Genomic DNA, 16,293 nt, shown 5'->3' on the forward strand with positions numbered 1-16,293 from the left:
ACCTGCGAGGAGAAGGTTGGGAAGAGGAATAGACCACAAACTACTACCCCGAAGGGGTTGCACTTTGGTATCCATAGGTTATTGTGGATATGCAACCCCTTCGGGGTAGTGTGATATAATGGTGACATCGCTACCCAAGCTTCACCCTCAGGCTCGCTGACGCTCGCCTTCAGGGGGAAGCTTGGGTTATTAGTCCATGAAACCCCTTTGGGGTTTTCGGGCACCACACAATATATATGACTCCTTGTGGGTAGGTCAACCTTTTCTAGGATTAAACTAGATGGGTTGTCCGACCCGCAAGGAGTCGTGAATTTTGGTTACCTTCTTTACCCCCATTCATCGGCTCTGCGAGCCTCGAATGTGGGCTACAACAAATCGGACCTCCTGCCGAGGTCCTTTGTCTTTGGCTCTGATGAATGCCAGTCTGTAAGATGTTTCTAATGCGTACCCCCTGTAAACCCTCTCTCGTTATGATCTATCCCCAACTTTTTTGGTATCTTTGGCTATTAAATGGCGTAATGAAGTAGATATGGGTAGGCAGTTTGACTTTCGGAGCAAGGCGATGATGGGGAGTGATCCTCACCAATATTTTCCAAAGCAGTTATCCACCCCTGCTTATGTGCAGGTGGAGGCTCAGCTGAGGGCCAACTTGGAGCGTATCCAGCAGGTTGCGGAGCGATCTGGTGTGGAGATTATCTTGGCCTTTAAGGCGTATGCTCTATGGAAGTTATTCCCTATCTTTAGAGAGTATATCTCGGCTTCTACTGCTAGTTCATTGGCTGAGGCACGAATGGGTAGGGACAAGATGGGTAGCCTCACGCATACCTATGCCCCCGTTTATAAATCGGAGGAATTTGAGGAGATTATGGAGTGTAGCACCCATATTGTCTTTAACTCCTTATCGCAATTTGAGCGGTACTACCCTAGGGTGCGGGGCTATCAAGGTCACCCGATAGAGTGTGGTATTCGAATCAACCCCGAGTACAGCGAGGTGGGTACAGAGCTCTACAATCCAGCTGCTCCAGGTAGCCGTATGGGAACGATTGTGTCGCAGATTCCTGAGAAACTTCCTCAGGGCTTGGTGGGTATTCATATCCATACACACTGTGAGAGCAATTCCTATCAATTGGAGCGGTCACTCAAGGTAATAGAGGAGAAGTGTGACCATCTATTGAAGCAGGCAAAGTGGCTCAATCTAGGAGGTGGCCACTTGATGACGCATCAGGAGTATGATGTGGAGCACTTGATCGGGCTTTTGCTCAGCTTTAAGGCTAGGTATCCGCATCTCCATATTATCTTGGAGCCAGGGAGTGCTTTTGCTTGGGAGACTGGCTACTTAGTTGCCACGATTGAGGATATTGTGGAGAATCATGGTATAAGAACACTGATGATGGATGCCTCTTTTACCTGCCATATGCCTGATTGTCTTGAGATGCCTTACCAGCCACGTGTGAGGGGTGCAGAGATGGCACCCACGGCTACCCATACGCACCAATATCGTATCGGGGGTAATAGCTGTTTGAGTGGCGATGTGATGGGCGATTGGTATTTTGCTACTGAGCCCAAGGTGGGCGACCTCCTCATCTTTGAGGATATGCTGCACTACACCAGTGTGAAGACTACGATGTTTAATGGCATTAAGCACCCTTCCATCTGTGTGGAGCGATTGGATGGACAGCTAGAGTTGCTAAGAGAATATGGGGTGGAGGATTATTTGAGTAGAATGGATTAACCGAGGGTATCGTTGCCCTTTTTGAGGGCTTTGGATACTTATATTTGGAGAAGATAATGGCTTTTTTTGGACTGTTTTCAAAGGAGAAAAAGGAGACGCTGGATAGTGGATTGGAGAAGACCAAATCCTCTTTCTTTGGGAAGCTCTCTAGAAGTGTGGTCGGAAAGACCAAGGTGGATGATGAGGTACTCGATGAGCTGGAGATGACGCTGGTGAGCAGTGATGTAGGGGTGCCTACCACGCTCAAAATCATCAAGCGGATTGAGGAGCGTGTAGCTAGAGATAAGTATGTGGGGACTGGTGAGCTACAGCAAATCTTGCGTAGTGAAGTGGCTGCTATGTTGGAAGAGAATAATACCAGTGATGGTACCGACTTCTCCATCAAAGAGCAGGAAAAGCCCTACGTGATACTGGTAGTGGGGGTTAATGGTGTGGGCAAAACGACCACCATTGGCAAGCTCGCCTATCAATTCAAGAGCTCAGGATATAAAGTAGTGCTCGGGGCTGCCGATACCTTTAGAGCGGCAGCGGTAGACCAATTGGTGATATGGGGTGAGAGAGTAGGTGTGCCTGTCATCAAGCAGGAGATGGGGAGTGACCCAGCTTCGGTTGCTTATGATACGGTGGCTCATGCCAAGGCACAAGGTGCCGATGTGGTGCTGATTGATACCGCTGGTAGGCTACACAATAAGGTGGGGCTGATGAATGAGCTGACCAAAATCAAGAATGTGATGAAGAAGGTATTGCCCGAAGCTCCGCAGGAGGTGCTGTTGGTTTTGGATGGCTCTACGGGGCAGAATGCCTTTGAGCAGGCGAAGGAATTTACCGCTGCTACTGATGTAACCGCTCTAGCTGTGACGAAACTCGACGGAACCGCAAAGGGTGGCGTGGTTCTTGGAATTTCTGACCAATTTAAGATCCCTGTGAAGTACATCGGTCTGGGTGAGCAGATGACCGACCTACAGTTATTTAATAAGCAGGAATTTGTGGATTCTTTATTTGGCGAGTAGTGAAGAAGAATAGAGTAGATGTGATCACCATGGGGTGCTCCAAGAATCTGGTTGATTCGGAGCATCTGATGAAGCAATTTGCTAGCTATGGCTACCAAGTGGTTCATGATGCCGAGATTCCTGAAGGGGAGATTGTTGTGATCAATACTTGTGGCTTTATAGAGAGTGCACGGGAGGAGTCGATCAATGCAATTCTGCAATTGGTAGAGGGGAAAAAGGAGGGGCGGATCGGCAAGCTATTTGTAATGGGCTGTCTGAGTGAACGGTATATGGAGGAGCTTCAGGCGGAGATCCCAGAGGTGGATAGGTTTTATGGTAAATTTAATTGGAAGGAGTTGTTGGCTGATATTGGAAAGGCATACCACACCACTCCAGCCGATTTGAGGCTCCTATCAACTCCCGACCATTATGCCTACCTCAAGATTGCTGAGGGGTGCGACCGTACTTGTGCCTACTGCTCTATTCCACTGATGACGGGAAGGTACCAATCTCGGCAGATGGAGGAGATTCTTCAGGAGGCTAAGAGCCTTGCCACACAAGGGGTGAAGGAGCTTCAGTTGATTGCTCAGGATCTGACCTATTATGGGATAGACCTCTACAAAGAAGCAAAACTACCACAATTGGTGAGGGAGGTCTGTAAGATTGATGGCATTGAGTGGGTGCGACTACACTACGCTTACCCCAATCACTTCCCAATGGAACTGCTAGATGTGATTAGGGAGGAGCCGAAGGTGTGCAAATACTTAGATATCGCCTTACAGCACATCAATGATGAGGTGCTGAGCTCTATGCGACGCTTCGTGACGCGAGAGGAGACGCTAGCACTTATCTCGACTATTAGGGAGCGGGTGCCAGGTATTTATTTGCGGACCACTTTGATGGTGGGGCACCCTGGGGAGAGTGAGGAGGCCTTTGAGGAGTTGATGGACTTTGTGCGAACAGTCCGCTTTGAGCGAATGGGTGCCTTTAGCTACTCTCACGAGGAGGGGACCTATGCTTATCAGCATTATGAAGATGAAATCCCTGCCGAGGTAAAGCAAGAGCGACTGGATCGCTTGATGGCGCTCCAAGAGGAGATTGCTTTTGAGAAGGCGGAGGAATTGGTGGGTACCACTCAGAAAGTGATCATTGATCGGGCTTCGGAGGGCTACTATATTGGACGTAGCCAGTACGACTCACCAGATGTGGACCCCGAGGTGTTAGTAGTGACGGATGAGGAACTGACCATTGGGGACTTCTATGATGTGGAGATTGTAGAAGCAGATGGCTTTGATACCATTGGGAGATTGCTATGAGTGATAAAAGCGATATCTTGAGGCAGGCGCAGGCCCTTATGCAGGCGAGGTTGGTGGAGCAAAGTGACCTCGTGTTGCCATGCATTGGCCTATTTAGAGCTCGGTTTTGCGAAGAGTACATTTTGACCGAGGAACGAGGTCGGATGTTGATGCCTCCACATATCGCTATGGAGTTTATTCCCGCTGAATACCTATTGGAGGCACAGCGTTATACTCAGTTGGATTATGATGCACCTACTTCATATGTAACGCAAGAGTTTATTGAGTCATTAGCTCTGCTTCACAACTTAGATGAGGAGGAGGTCTCTAGAGCTCTTGCTGCTGAGCTAAAGGTGTTTCTTGATGGCTTGTTTAGGGGACGAAGGGTCTCTCTATTTAGTCTAGGTGATTTCTATGTGACGGAGGAGGTTGAGGGGGTATTGTTGTTGAACTTTGTCCCTTCTAGTACGATTCTAGAGCTACTTAATCAACCTTTTTCTGTCTACAAGCCTACGTTGCTTCGGGAGAGCGTCCAATTTCCAGAGCTTCAAACAACCTCTACGGTAGCTGAGGGGGCGACTGTGGCTCAATTTGCCATTACTGATAGTATCACCGCTAGTGAAGAGCTAGAGAAGCCGGAGGTCATTGAGCAACCGGTTCAAGCAGAAGCTGTTCCGGTTGAGGCGACCTCAGTTGCATCTCCAGAGAAAAAATCCCGCAACACTGCCCCAATCCTTTGGATCTCCTTGGCAGTGGTGGCACTACTTGCATTAGTCGTGTGGTGGCTAGCCCCTAAGTCTCCAGCACCTCTGTCCGAAGAGAGTAAGCAGGTGGCTGTGGTGAAATATACTATTCCTGTGGCGAAAGACACCCTTATACTCACGCCAGAAGACCCTATTGCAATAGATACCATTCAGGTAAGTAGGGGAGGCTCCTTGGCACAGATTGCTCGTAAATATTACGGCAATGTATATTACTGGGTCTATATCTATATGGCGAATAAAGATAGTATCCCTGACCCGAATAACCTGCGTTATGGGCAGACTCTGATGGTTCCTTCGCTTGAATGCTACGATCTCAGAAAGGATTCTCTTGAGGCGATCCAAGAGGCGAAAGCGTGGGAGACCATTATCCAAAATCGAAAGTTTGAATCTTACAGAGAGCAAAGAGCTACAATCTCATTACCATGATGCGAAAAATACTTTTTTTATGCCTAGTCGGTGTGGCTAGCTTATTGAATTTGAATGCCCAAGTACAGCCTGTTGATCATGTTGAAGTGCTGATGGGCACAATGTCGACCTATGAGCTTTCGTCGGGCAATACCTATCCCGCCATAGCTCGGCCGTGGGGGATGAACTTTTGGACTCCTCAGACGGGGAAGAATGGCGATGGTTGGCAGTATACCTATACCGCTAATAAGATTCAGGGTTTTAAGCAGACGCACCAGCCAAGCCCATGGATGAACGACTACGGGCAATTTGCTATTATGCCGGTGACAGGTGAATTGCGTGTGAAGGAGGCGGAGCGGGCAAGTTGGTTTTCGCACAAAGCGGAAGTGGCGAAGCCATATTATTATAGTGTCTACTTGGCCGACCATGATACCGAGGTGGAATTGGCACCTACTGAGCGTGCCGTGGTATTCGATATTCACTACCCCGACTATCTAGATAATTATCTGGTGATAGATGCGATGGAGGCTCCCTGTAAGATCTCTGCAGATGAATCTCGGGGAGTGGTTACAGGATATACCACTAAGAATAGTGGTGGAGTGCCTGATAACTTTTGCAATTACTTTGTACTGACTAGTGATGTGCCATTTGAACTGGTCTCTTCCGATAGCACCACTCTAGCGATTGGTTTCCCTAGAGGTAGCAAAGTGACCCTAAGGCTGGCTAGCTCGTTTATCAGCACAGAGCAGGCTTGGCAGAATCTGGAGGAGGTAGCTGGTCGCTCTCTAAGCGAAGTGGCAGAGGAGGGGCGTGCTGAATGGGACCGTTTGCTTGGACGGCTACAAGTGAAGGGGACCGACCTCGATGATATCCGCACTTTCTACTCTACACTCTATCGTTCGCTACTCTTTCCTCGACGTTTTTATGAGGTGGATAAGGCTGGTAATATCCTGCACTACAGTCCGTACAATGGCAAGGTATTGCCAGGGTATATGTATACCGATACTGGCTTTTGGGATACCTTTAGAAGTCTATTCCCACTGCTCAATCTTTGCTATCCCGAAGAGGCGAGTAAGATGCAAGAGGGTCTTGCCAATGCCTATCGTGAGAGTGGGTTCTTACCTGAATGGGCTAGCCCTGGGCACCGTGATATAATGGTGGGGAATAATAGTGTCTCGGTAGTGGCAGATGGTTATATTATGGGACTTACCCCCAAGAAGGATGCTGAGGTGCTATGGGAGGCTGTGGTGCACGGTGCCCATAGCCGCCACCCTGAAGTGAGTGCTACTGGGCGTGCTGGATTTGAGTATTACAATAAGCTAGGATATGTGCCTTGCGATGTGGGTATTAATGAGAGTGCTGCTCGTACCCTAGAGTATGCTTATGACGATTGGTGCATCTATCAATTTGGAAAGGCACTTAATAAACCTGAGTCGGAGATTGCTATTTATCGTGAGAGGGCCATGAACTACCGCCATCTCTTTGATCCAAGCCACCGCTTGATGCGAGGAAAACTACTAAATGGAGAGTGGCAGGCTCCATTTAATCCGCTAAAGTGGGGTGATGCCTTTACCGAGGGAAATAGTTGGCATTATACTTGGTCGGTATTTCACGACCCACAAGGGTTGATCAACTTAATGGGCGGCACCAGTACATTCGTACAGATGATGGATAGTATCTTTAATGTACCTCCGCTTTTTGATGATAGCTACTACGGATTTACCATTCATGAGATAAGAGAGATGCAAATTATGAATATGGGCAATTATGCTCACGGTAATCAGCCAATTCAGCACGCTATCTATCTCTATAACTATGCTGGGGAGCCTTGGAAGGCTCAGTACCGTGTACGTGAGGTGATGAATCGCCTTTACGCACCTACGCCTGATGGGTATTGTGGTGATGAGGATAATGGGCAGACCTCTGCGTGGTATGTATTTTCGGCTATGGGCTTCTATCCTGTCTGCCCCGGGTCGCAACAGTATGTGATTGGTTCGCCTCTATTTGACGAGGTGCTCGTGGAGCGTCCTGGTAAGCAACCTATCAAGTTGAAATCAACGGATAATAACAGAGATAATCGCTACATACAGTCTATCTATATTGATGGAAAGCAGTGGAGTAGGAACTACTTAACGTTTGACCAGTTGAGGAATAGTGATGAAATAACATTTGAGATGGGTCCCCAACCCAACTATCAGCGAGGGACTATGCCAAGCGATGCTCCCTATTCTTTATCAAATGAGTAGTTGGTACTTCAGATTTTGTAATGAGGAGGTATCAATTGTGAGTAAAAAGTGTTATCTTTGTATTGTAATTCTAACCGCTTTATGTACAATATAGTATATATGGCTAGATATTTTTAATAGGACAGATATGGCTTACTCCAACAATGTGATGATTATTCGCCATGAGCTACTTTCAAAGCTTGTGCGACTTTGGTATGATGGTGAATTGGCAGAGAAAATAGATTCTGTACCCATAGAGATGATCCCACGGCATCGCAAAGAACGTATTCGTTGCTGTCGCCATAAAGAGCGTGCAGTACTGCGGTACAAGATGTTCCCGCTATTGGGACTAGATATGACGGATGAGGTAGATGAAGTGACCCCACTCTCATACTACGCTAAGCAGGCACTCGAGGAGCGTCAGAAGAAAGACAATCTTCTCTGTGTTGTTGATGAGGCTTGCACCAGTTGCGTGGAAATCAATTATGAGGTCTCCAACCTCTGCCGTGGCTGTGTGAGTAAGGCATGTTACAATGCATGCCCTAAGAAGTGCATCAGTTTTAAGAAAAATGGTCAGGCGGAGATTGATCATGATGACTGCATTAGTTGCGGTCGTTGCCATGGTGCTTGCCCCTACCATGCTATTGTATATATCCCTGTGCCCTGTGAGGCTTCTTGCCCAGTAGGTGCTATTAAGAAGGATGAGCGTGGTATTGAGCACATTGATGAAAGTCGCTGTATCTACTGCGGTTCTTGTATCAATGCTTGTCCATTTGGTGCTATCTTTGAAGTCTCTCAGGTCTTTGATGTGCTTCGGGAGATTAAGGCGGGTGAAAAGGTGATAGCTATTGTGGCTCCTGCTATTTTGGCCCAGTACGATGCCCCTCATGCTCAGGTGTATGGGGCATTGAAGCGTATCGGCTTCTCCGACGTGATTGAGGTGGCTCAGGGTGCTATGGACACTGTGCACCACGAAGGGCACGAGCTTTTAGAGAAGTTGGAGGCTGGGCAGTCCTTTATGACTACCTCTTGCTGTCCTTCTTTTTACGAAGCGATTGACAAGCATATCCCTAAATTGCATGACTTTGTCTCCGACTCTAAGTCGCCTATGTACTACACTGCTGAGCGGGCACGAGCTAAGTACCCCAATGGTAAGATCGTATTTATTGGCCCTTGCGTGGCGAAGCGCAAAGAGGCGCGCCGTGAAGGTCAGGAGGTGGACTATGTGATGACCTTTGAAGAGATTGCTTCAATCTTTTCTGCCCTTGAAATCGATTTGAAGAATGAGGAAAGCTTCCTCCCAGAGGTTACTTCTGTACGCGAGGCACACGGATTTGCCCAGAATGGAGGCGTGATGGGTGCTGTTCAGAGCTACCTAAGATGCCAGCCTGAGACTGCGGATAAGGTGGATAAGATCACTACGGAGATGATTTGCAATATAGACAAGAAGACACTTGCGAAGCTCAAAGGGTATGCGGTACGAGGCACTGCTCCAGCTCAATTTATTGAGGTGATGTGTTGCCCTGGTGGGTGTGTCAATGGACCGAGTGCCCACAATCATATTGTGGCAGGTCGTAAGCAATTGGCTCAAGAGATCTCAACGATTCCACTCACTTATGCCGACCTCCCTCGCTAGGCTTTTACAAGGAGAGCAGCTTGAGGAAGAACAATTCCTCGAGTTGCTCAACTGTGAAGGGAATGAGGTGGAGAAGGCAGCAGGAGCGGTTGCGAAGGAGCACTTCGGCCGTGAGATAAAGCTTCGTGGGCTCATTGAAATTTCCAATTATTGTCGTTCCGACTGCTACTATTGTGGTATTCGTGCTTCTAATAGAGCAGTTGATAGGAACCGACTAACAGAGGAGGAGATTCTTGAGGTCTGCAGTATAGGAAATACTTTAGGTCTCGGTACGTTTGTACTCCAAGGTGGTGAAGACCTGTACTGGAGAGGAGACCGCTTGGTAGAGTTGGTGCGTGAGCTACATCGGAAGTATCCCAATGTGGTATTGACCCTCTCACTTGGCGAAATGAGTCAACTTGAATATCAAGAGCTTTATGATGCGGGAGCCAGACGGTATCTATTGCGTCACGAGACGATAGACCCGCTTCACTTCCAGCAACTTCATCCTCCGCGTCAGCGTATTGAGAGTCGTGTAGTGGCCCTTAATGCTCTGAAAGAGATTGGCTTTGAGACAGGAGTAGGGGGTATGGTTGGCTCGCCTGGTCAAGAGCTTTGTCATTTGGCACGCGACCTAGCCTTTATCCAAAGGTTTCAGCCAGCGATGATTGGGATTGGTCCTTTTCTGCCACACCACGATACTCCATTTAGAAGTTACCCGAGTGGTTCGCTAGACCTCACGGTACGCATGGTGGCTCTTTGCCGCTTGATCTGCCCGACTGCTAATATACCAGCTACTACAGCTGTGGCGTCACTCTCCAATGAGGGTCGTCAGCGGGCGATTGAAGCGGGTGCCAATGTGGTGATGCCCAACCTTTCACCGCCTCGCTTTCGGCAGTTGTATCAACTTTATGATCATAAGGCGAGCTTTGGAAGTGAAGCAGCAGAAGGAATAGAATTATTGCGATCGGAGCTAGCGACGTATGGCTTTACAGCAAAATAATAAGATAATGAAGTACGATAAGTATTCGGCACATGCCGAGGAATTTATAAATCATCAAGAGATACTTGATACCATCGCCTATGTAGAGGCGAATAAAGACAATAAGGAACTGCAGAGAGCTATCCTAGAGAAGGGGCGTGAGGCAAAAGGCTTAGATCACAGAGAGGCAGCGCTTTTACTCCTCGCCACAGATGAGGATATTAGGCAAGCGACTGCTGAGCTGGCAGGCGAATTGAAGCATCGCTTCTATGGGCGAAGGATAGTGCTATTTGCTCCGCTTTACCTCTCTAATTACTGCGTTAATGGCTGTACCTATTGCCCTTATCACTTGAAGAATAAGCAGATTCCACGACGTAAGTTAACCCAAGAGGAGATCCGGCAGGAGGTAATAGCTCTGCAAGATATGGGTCATAAGCGGTTGGCACTAGAGACGGGGGAGCACCCTGTGCATAATACGATGGAGTATCTGCTTGAGTCGATAGAGACGATCTACTCTATTCACCATAAAAATGGAGCTATCCGAAGGGTGAATGTCAATATCGCTGCCACCACCGTGGAGAATTATCGTCGACTTCATGAAGCAGGCATCGGCACCTATATTCTCTTCCAAGAGACCTATCATAAGAGCAATTATGAAGCACTTCACCCGACTGGACCTAAGAGCGACTACGCCTATCACACTGAGGCGATGGATAGAGCTATGGAGGGCGGAATTGATGATGTAGGCTGTGGTGTCCTCTTTGGTCTCAATACTTATCTCTACGACTTCATTGGGCTTTTGATGCATGCGGAGCACCTCGAAGCTCGGTTTGGAGTGGGTCCCCATACCATCAGTGTCCCCCGAATTTGTCCTGCCGATGATATTTCTTTAGGAGACTTCCCCAATGCAGTACCCGATGATATCTTTTTGCATATTGTGGCTGTGGCTCGCATTGCCGTTCCATATACGGGTATTATTATGTCTACAAGGGAGAGAGCCTCTGTGCGTAGTGCTGCACTTCATCTAGGGGTGTCTCAGGTCAGTGGTGGCTCCAGAACCACTGTGGGAGGCTATGCCAATGAAGCGGATGCCAAGGACTCTGCACAGTTCGATGTGAGTGACCAGCGAACTCTTGACGAAGTGGTCGCCTGGCTCCTTGAAGAGGGACATATTCCAAGTTTCTGTACCGCTTGCTATAGAGAGGGGCGAACGGGTGACCGCTTTATGCAACTTTGCAAGAATGGTCAAATTGCCAATTGCTGTGGACCAAATGCACTAATGACACTTGAGGAGTATATCTCGGACTACGCGTCGCCACATACACGCCAATTGGCGGAACCTGTGATCCAGCGTGAACTAGCGCTGATCCCCAATCCTAAGGTGCAGGCAATTGCACGGGAGCGAATCCAGAGGATAAAAGAGGGAGAACGGGATTTTAGACTATAGCAAATATGAAGTCGGTAGCTACCCCTCAATCTGAATTGCCACATATCCTTATCTATGGATCAGTAAATAGTGGCAAGTCAACGCTATTCAACCTGCTGGTAGGGCAGGAGTATGCCGTTACTTCTCCTATCGCTGGCACCACCACCGATGTGCTTTATAAGCGTATTGAACTACCTGATGTAGGGCCTGTGGTGCTGGGAGATACTCCAGGAATAGGAGATACTTCTCCACTGGGAGCACAGAGAATGGCGGCCACTCGTGTGGCTTTGAGGCGCGCAGATATTGTGCTGGTTCTGGAGGAGTCACTAGATTCGCAGTTGGAAAAGGACTACCCAAATGCTATCTTTTTGCTCTTTAAGTTGGACTTTAGTGAGGAAAGAGAAGCATTGCGAGAGCGATCTCTTGAACTGATTGCTAAAACGCTTAAAGGACGGAAAACATATCAACGACAAGAGACCCTCTCAGGAAACCTCGCGAATCCAGGTGATCTAGTGCTTCTGGTGATGCCACAAGATAAAGCAGCTCCTAAAGGGCGACTGATCTTGCCACAGGTGCAGATGATGCGAGAGTTGCTAGATAAGCACTGTATGGTAATAGCCATTCAACCTGAGGAACTTGGTACGACCCTTTCCAAGCTACGAGCGATGCCCGACTTAGTCATCACCGACTCCTCTGTTTTCCAAGAGGTGGAGAAGCAATTGCCTCGCGAAGTACCGCTCACCTCTTTTTCAGTATTGATGAGTGCCTATAAAGGGGATATCCACCGTTTAGTGGCAGGTGCAAAAGCACTCGTTCAGCTACCACCCAATGCTCATATCTTAATAGCAGAGGCTTGTAGCCACGTGCCAACTAACGAGGATATTGGTCGGGTGAAGTTGCCTAAGTTACTACGTAAGAAGCTAGGGGATGAGCTAGTGATTACCCATGTGAATGGAGATGACTTCCCTACAGACCTAAGTGGATATCAACTGGTGATTCACTGTGGAGCTTGTATGATGAATCGCAATCATCTCCTTACTCGTCAGGAGGAAGCGACTCGCCAGCAAGTGCCGATGACCAATTATGGCGTCGCCATCGCTCAGTTGCTAGGCATACTTGATCGAGTGGTCCTACCATAATATCAATACACCACATCAACCTCTTCTTGCGTAAGCTCGCGGAATGAGAGTGCATTCAAAATGCCGAATGCAATGATGCCTACCGCCTTGGTATAATCAAGGGTTGCTTATTAGATTTACCAAGCAAAAACTCCAGCTAAAGTAGAGCCACTGAGCCCTACCTTGCAACCATTGGAATTCAATGTTATACATAAGCACTTGTCGAGATGCAACTAAGCAATCGGCGAGATGCAACTAAGCATTTGCCGAGTTGCATCTCGCCGATTGCTTAGTTGCATCTCAACTTTTACCCCACTACCATAGAGAGAATGTTGCACGAAGGATGAAATGCCAGCCACTGAGGATGAGAGCGAAGGGAGCGTACTCACGTACGTGACCGAGCTCGAATTCCGCAAGCGACGAAGCAGATCGCCTTCGTGCAACAGTCTCCTAAAGCGTAAGCTCTATTGGAATAGCAGCCTTTGATGGTGTAATCTTCTTTGACGGGTTTTCGTCTGGCTCTTGGGGGTATGCCAAAGATTTGGTAAATTTGAAATCAAAAGGGGTGGAGTGAAACTGAGAGAGAAAAGTTTGAATTTCAATATTATATATCTATGAAGTTAACAATACTAAGTGACTTGCTTCGTGACCATTTGCAATTGGTTGCCAAGGTGATAGGAGGTAAGGGGCTAGCCATTATGGAGTTTGCCCTAGTAGAGGTGAATGGGGAGAAGATGAGCCTGACCGCTACTGATGGTGAGACTAGGATTTGCAGCCATGTGGACTTGAGTAGCAAGGAGGGCGAGGATATGAGCTTCTGCGTCCGTGTGCGTCAGCTCGTGGAACCGCTTCGTGAGATTCCCAATCAGATGATTCAGTTTGAGCTGAACACGGAGGACTACGAGCTCCACGGTAAGTATAATAATGGCTTCTTTTCTTTCCCAGTGATTAAGGGCGAGGACTTCCCTGATGTGCAATCTCTTGGAGATGAAGGCTTGAAGGTGAAGATGCCCATTGCTAATTTCTATGAGGGGCTAGATAATACTGTTTATGCGACTACTGTGGATGATGTACGCCCTATCATGACAGGTGTGCATGTGGATATTCGTCCGGAGCATATCACTTTCGTTGCGACCAATGGCTTTTTGCTCTCCTATTACCGCCATTCAATGTTGGAGTTGAATGTCAATGAGCAGCATAGATATACATTGCACAAAAAGCCCGTTCAACTACTCCTTCAGGTGCTTTCAAAGAGTGATGATGGCGATATAGAGCTGGAGTTTCACCCCAACTTTGCGCTCTTCAAGACGGAGACGTTGGAGTTACAATGTAGGCTACTAGAGGGTAAGTATCCAAATTATGAGACGGTGATCCCTAAGGATAATGATAAGCTTTTGGAAGCTGATAGACTGCAACTTCTGGCAGCTACAAGGCGTGTGGCAGTCTTTGCCAATAAGGCAATGGGGCTTATCAACTTTGACTTCTCGCCATCTGAGCTAGTACTTAAGGCAACCGATCAGGACTTTAGTACGAAGGCAGAGGAGGCGGTGCCTGTCTCCTTCTCAGCTCCTGAGGCGCGTTTTTCATTTAGGGCAGAGCATCTGATACAGCTCCTTACGGTGATGCCTTCGGAAACTATTTCTATGCGGATCGGAGATGCTTCGCGTGCTGCTTTGGTGACACCAATTGGAGGTGAAGCTGGTGTGGAGATTGTAGTGGCGGTGATGCCACTCGTATATGGCTAATCAAAAGCGGAGAGGATTATGAGTAAGCTACATTTGAAACGTCCGATTGTCTTTTTTGATTTGGAGACAACGGGGCTTGACGTGGTAAAGGATCGAATTGTGGAGATCGCCCTCCTGAAAGTACACCCCGATGGCACTGAGGAGACCCTACACACGCTAGTAAATCCAGGAATGCCTATTCCCAAAACCTCCACGGCAGTGCACGGCATCAGTGATGCTGATGTGGCTGATAAACCGACTTTTGAAGAGGTGGGCAAACGAGTAGTCGCTTTCATTGAGAATTGTGACTTGGGTGGTTACAACTGCAATCGCTTTGATGTGCCTCTTTTAGCAGAAGAATTGCAGAGGGTAGGGACCCCTGTGGATTTTAGTCACCGCAAGGTGGTAGATGTACAGGTCATTTACTATAAGCAGGAACCACGAACGCTGACTGCTGCCTACCAGTATTATACCAATAAACCACTGGACGGAGCCCACTCGGCAGATGTGGATACCATGGCTACGTATGAGGTGCTTAAAGGGCAGCTGGAGATGTATAGCGACCTTCCCTGTGATGTGGAGAGTCTCAGTGATTATACCAAGCAGATGGATACTGTGGATCTTGGCGGACGTATGGTTTACGATGAAAGTGGTACTCCTTGCTTCAACTTCGGAAAGTATAAAGGGCAGCCAGTGGTTGAGGTACTTCGGAAGGATTCTGGATACTTCGGTTGGATGATGAATGGAGACTTTCCAAGAGATACCAAGATGCATCTGCAAAAACTAATGATAGAAGCCGAAAGAAAGTGAAAGGGAAAAAGATAGTACTGGGCATTACGGGAAGTATTGCGGCGTATAAGAGTGCCGTCTTGGCTAGGCTTCTGGTGAAGGCAGGAGCCGAGGTACAGGTGGTGATGACACCAGCAGCCAAAGAGTTTATTGCCCCTCTCACGCTTTCAACGCTTACTGGGCCAGCGGTACTTTCGGAGTTTTTTGAGGAACGGAGTGGTTCGTGGAATAGCCATGTGGACCTTGGGGTATGGGCCGATGCTATGGTGATAGCACCGGCTACAGCAAGTACCCTCGGTAAGATGGCCAATGGCATTGCGGATAATCTCTTGGTAACCACTTATCTATCCTGTAGAGCTCCAGTGTTTGTGGCTCCTGCGATGGACTTGGATATGTTTGCTCATCCCTCTACCAAACGTTCTTTGGAGACTCTTGCCTCTTGGGGAGTGCATATTATTGAGCCAAAAGAGGGCGAGTTAGCGAGCCACTTAGTGGGAAAAGGGCGAATGGCTGAGCCAGAGGAGATCTTTCAGACGCTTGAAAAGTACTTTGATGGTCCTGCTAAAAAGACATTGGAGGGGCTGAGTGTATTGATGACCTCGGGTCCTACATACGAAAAGATTGACCCCGTTCGTTTTATTGGTAACTACTCGTCGGGCAAGATGGGCAAGGCGATTGCTGAAGAGCTGGCTGAGCGTGGGGCAAAAGTAACGTTCGTTTCTGGTCCTGTGGAGTCACTTCCAAAGTCGGATAATATCCATGTGGTCTCTGTAGAGAGTGCCGAGGAGATGTATCGGGCTTGCCTAAGCGTACGTGATGAGTATGATGTGGCGGTCTTCTGTGCAGCTGTGGCAGACTATCGAGTAGCTACGCCCAATGACCATAAGATTAAGCGAGAGCAGGTAGGGGCACTCTCTTTGGACTTGATCCCTAATCCCGATATCTCTGCGGAGCTAGGCAAGCTCAAGTCTGCTAAGCAGTGGCACATTGGCTTTGCTTTGGAGACAAATGCGGAGTCTGAAGCGGTGATAGACAAAATGTCTCGGAAGCATCTGGATATGATTGTACTGAATTCTCTGCAAAATGAAGGCGCTGGATTTAAGGTGGATACGAATAAGGTGACTATCTTTGATGCACTTAATGGCGGTACTGTAGACTTGCCATTGATGAGCAAACGTAATGTGGCGAAAGCCATCGTTGATCGAATGGAGGAGTTACGCTTTATTTAG

General features: G+C 48.0%; 12 protein-coding genes. All 12 read left to right on the forward strand.

What is annotated here, in order from left to right; genetic code table 11:
• Nucleotides 1-529: 529 nt before the first annotated feature.
• The 12 genes from nspC to coaBC all read left to right on the forward strand — a co-directional run bounded on the left by nspC (nt 530) and on the right by coaBC (nt 16,293).
• Nucleotides 530-1,732 carry a carboxynorspermidine decarboxylase gene (gene nspC / locus HMPREF3027_RS05940; RefSeq protein WP_246830544.1) on the forward strand — a complete coding sequence of 401 codons (1,203 nt, stop codon included), beginning with the start codon at nt 530-532 and terminating at the stop codon, nt 1,730-1,732.
• 56 nt (nt 1,733-1,788) lie between these two features.
• The gene (ftsY, locus tag HMPREF3027_RS05945; RefSeq protein WP_018028670.1) at nt 1,789-2,742 is read left to right on the forward strand and encodes a signal recognition particle-docking protein FtsY; all 954 of its coding nucleotides are present in this window, start codon (nt 1,789-1,791) and stop codon (nt 2,740-2,742) included.
• Nucleotides 2,742-4,037, forward strand: coding sequence for a 30S ribosomal protein S12 methylthiotransferase RimO (gene rimO, locus HMPREF3027_RS05950; protein ID WP_070707625.1), 1,296 nt, complete (start codon nt 2,742-2,744; stop codon nt 4,035-4,037). Before ftsY ends, rimO begins: the two co-directional genes overlap by 1 nt.
• The gene (locus HMPREF3027_RS05955) at nt 4,034-5,206 is read left to right on the forward strand and encodes a LysM peptidoglycan-binding domain-containing protein (RefSeq protein WP_070707626.1); all 1,173 of its coding nucleotides are present in this window, start codon (nt 4,034-4,036) and stop codon (nt 5,204-5,206) included. The genes rimO and HMPREF3027_RS05955 overlap by 4 nt, the downstream gene beginning before the upstream one ends.
• Nucleotides 5,206-7,431 carry a GH92 family glycosyl hydrolase gene (locus HMPREF3027_RS05960; RefSeq protein WP_070707684.1) on the forward strand — a complete coding sequence of 742 codons (2,226 nt, stop codon included), beginning with the start codon at nt 5,206-5,208 and terminating at the stop codon, nt 7,429-7,431. Before HMPREF3027_RS05955 ends, HMPREF3027_RS05960 begins: the two co-directional genes overlap by 1 nt.
• Before the next feature lie 127 nt (nt 7,432-7,558).
• Entirely contained in the window at nt 7,559-9,046 is a 1,488-nt protein-coding gene (locus HMPREF3027_RS05965) for a monomeric [FeFe] hydrogenase (RefSeq protein WP_070707627.1), read from the forward strand.
• Nucleotides 9,027-10,028 carry a [FeFe] hydrogenase H-cluster radical SAM maturase HydE gene (gene hydE / locus HMPREF3027_RS05970; RefSeq protein WP_070707628.1) on the forward strand — a complete coding sequence of 334 codons (1,002 nt, stop codon included), beginning with the start codon at nt 9,027-9,029 and terminating at the stop codon, nt 10,026-10,028. Before HMPREF3027_RS05965 ends, hydE begins: the two co-directional genes overlap by 20 nt.
• Before the next feature lie 7 nt (nt 10,029-10,035).
• Nucleotides 10,036-11,454 carry a [FeFe] hydrogenase H-cluster radical SAM maturase HydG gene (gene hydG, locus HMPREF3027_RS05975; RefSeq protein WP_070707685.1) on the forward strand — a complete coding sequence of 473 codons (1,419 nt, stop codon included), beginning with the start codon at nt 10,036-10,038 and terminating at the stop codon, nt 11,452-11,454.
• 5 nt (nt 11,455-11,459) lie between these two features.
• The gene (locus HMPREF3027_RS05980; protein ID WP_070707629.1) at nt 11,460-12,572 is read left to right on the forward strand and encodes a GTPase; all 1,113 of its coding nucleotides are present in this window, start codon (nt 11,460-11,462) and stop codon (nt 12,570-12,572) included.
• A gap of 593 nt (nt 12,573-13,165) precedes the next feature.
• A complete protein-coding gene (gene dnaN, locus HMPREF3027_RS05985) occupies nt 13,166-14,296 on the forward strand; it encodes a DNA polymerase III subunit beta (protein WP_070707630.1) in 1,131 nt (376 codons plus the stop codon).
• Between the two features lie 18 nt (nt 14,297-14,314).
• Nucleotides 14,315-15,085 carry a 3'-5' exonuclease gene (locus HMPREF3027_RS05990; RefSeq protein ID WP_070707631.1) on the forward strand — a complete coding sequence of 257 codons (771 nt, stop codon included), beginning with the start codon at nt 14,315-14,317 and terminating at the stop codon, nt 15,083-15,085.
• Nucleotides 15,082-16,293, forward strand: coding sequence for a bifunctional phosphopantothenoylcysteine decarboxylase/phosphopantothenate--cysteine ligase CoaBC (gene coaBC, locus HMPREF3027_RS05995; protein ID WP_070707632.1), 1,212 nt, complete (start codon nt 15,082-15,084; stop codon nt 16,291-16,293). The genes HMPREF3027_RS05990 and coaBC overlap by 4 nt, the downstream gene beginning before the upstream one ends.

This window comes from Porphyromonas sp. HMSC077F02 (assembly GCF_001815465.1).
GTDB lineage: Bacteria > Bacteroidota > Bacteroidia > Bacteroidales > Porphyromonadaceae > Porphyromonas_A > Porphyromonas_A somerae.

What these genes read in the sequence shown, in the direction of transcription:
- nspC (WP_246830544.1), top strand. Translation starts at nt 530, where the DNA reads ATGGGTAGGCAGTTTGACTTTCGGAGCAAGGCGATGATGGGGAGTGAT.
- ftsY (WP_018028670.1), top strand. Translation starts at nt 1,789, where the DNA reads ATGGCTTTTTTTGGACTGTTTTCAAAGGAGAAAAAGGAGACGCTGGAT.
- HMPREF3027_RS05955 (WP_070707626.1), top strand. Translation starts at nt 4,034, where the DNA reads ATGAGTGATAAAAGCGATATCTTGAGGCAGGCGCAGGCCCTTATGCAG.
- HMPREF3027_RS05960 (WP_070707684.1), top strand. Translation starts at nt 5,206, where the DNA reads ATGCGAAAAATACTTTTTTTATGCCTAGTCGGTGTGGCTAGCTTATTG.
- HMPREF3027_RS05965 (WP_070707627.1), top strand. Translation starts at nt 7,559, where the DNA reads ATGGCTTACTCCAACAATGTGATGATTATTCGCCATGAGCTACTTTCA.
- hydE (WP_070707628.1), top strand. Translation starts at nt 9,027, where the DNA reads ATGCCGACCTCCCTCGCTAGGCTTTTACAAGGAGAGCAGCTTGAGGAA.
- hydG (WP_070707685.1), top strand. Translation starts at nt 10,036, where the DNA reads ATGAAGTACGATAAGTATTCGGCACATGCCGAGGAATTTATAAATCAT.
- HMPREF3027_RS05980 (WP_070707629.1), top strand. Translation starts at nt 11,460, where the DNA reads ATGAAGTCGGTAGCTACCCCTCAATCTGAATTGCCACATATCCTTATC.
- dnaN (WP_070707630.1), top strand. Translation starts at nt 13,166, where the DNA reads ATGAAGTTAACAATACTAAGTGACTTGCTTCGTGACCATTTGCAATTG.
- HMPREF3027_RS05990 (WP_070707631.1), top strand. Translation starts at nt 14,315, where the DNA reads ATGAGTAAGCTACATTTGAAACGTCCGATTGTCTTTTTTGATTTGGAG.